2 protein-coding genes are annotated in these 979 nt (G+C 62.2%); both read right to left on the reverse strand.

Annotated features, from left to right (window positions below; translation table 11 throughout):
- Nucleotides 1-30 precede the first annotated feature (30 nt).
- Nucleotides 31-369, reverse strand: a complete 339-nt coding sequence (locus DVK07_RS22855) for a hypothetical protein (protein ID WP_158603200.1) — start codon at nucleotides 367-369, stop codon at nucleotides 31-33.
- 285 nt (nucleotides 370-654) lie between these two features.
- A partial coding sequence (locus DVK07_RS22860; protein ID WP_233565537.1) for a hypothetical protein occupies nucleotides 655-979 on the reverse strand: 325 nt, incomplete at its 5' end.

A 979-nucleotide genomic window follows, 5' to 3' on the forward strand; every position in this document is an offset into this window, starting at 1 on the left:
TAACTCGATCTTCGGCCGGGCACCACGAAGTCAGATATCGTCGCACACCTGTACGAAAATCCCGAATGGGGATTCTCTCCGAAAGATCTCGACGAGGATCTCGGCATTCCGCGCGGAACGGCCACGACGACGCTTGCTCGGCTTTACGACGAGGAATACGTCGGAAAAACCGAAGACGGGTATTACCATGCGCTGCCCGAGCGTGATGACCTCCACCGATACGTCGCAAATCTTGATCAGGTGAATCGACTGTTTGCGCACCACCGAGACACAGATGAACCCGGCCCCGAAGCGATGACGCAGGCAGAAAAGCCGGACGACGCGGACTTGGAGGCCGAACTCGATGATCTCGAAGCGGACCTCCGGCATGAGTAGGCACCCGTCTGGAACGGTCTGTTGGGTTCGCGATCCGATCGACGGCGCGTGGTGAGCTAACCCGACGCGACCGATGCTACGGTCCGGGTACACGCACACTCGGTTGCTGGCGAGCGAACACAAATACCAGCATCCTGCCGCAAGCGAGAGCATCCGGTGCGAACCGGTATCGGAGGACATCTCCCAGAAACTGGAGTAGTCAGTCAGCGCGCTGTGTCTCGCGATCGGGCTGGGAGTGGGCCTCTACGCGTTGCTTTAGCGGAGTTCTCCAGCGTGCATTCACACGATCTCCGCACCCCCCTCTAGGTCGCGGCGGGGAACCTCGAGCTCGCGAGCGACAACTGCGACAGCGAGTATCTCGACGCCGCGGCGGACGCGCTGGCCCGGATCGAGGAGCTGATCGACGACCTCCTGCGGCTCGCACAGAGCGGGAACCAGGTCACCGAGACCGCCACGCTCAAGCTCGGGACGATCGCCCGCGACTGCCGGCAGCACGTGGCGACCGCCGACGCGACGCTCGTAACCGAGACCGATCGGACGGTCCATGCTGACCAGAGCCGACTCAGCCAGCTGTTTGAGAACCCCTTCCGAAACAGCGTGGAAC

It is taken from the genome of Halorubrum sp. Atlit-26R, from assembly GCF_003666015.1.
Classification (GTDB): domain Archaea; phylum Halobacteriota; class Halobacteria; order Halobacteriales; family Haloferacaceae; genus Halorubrum.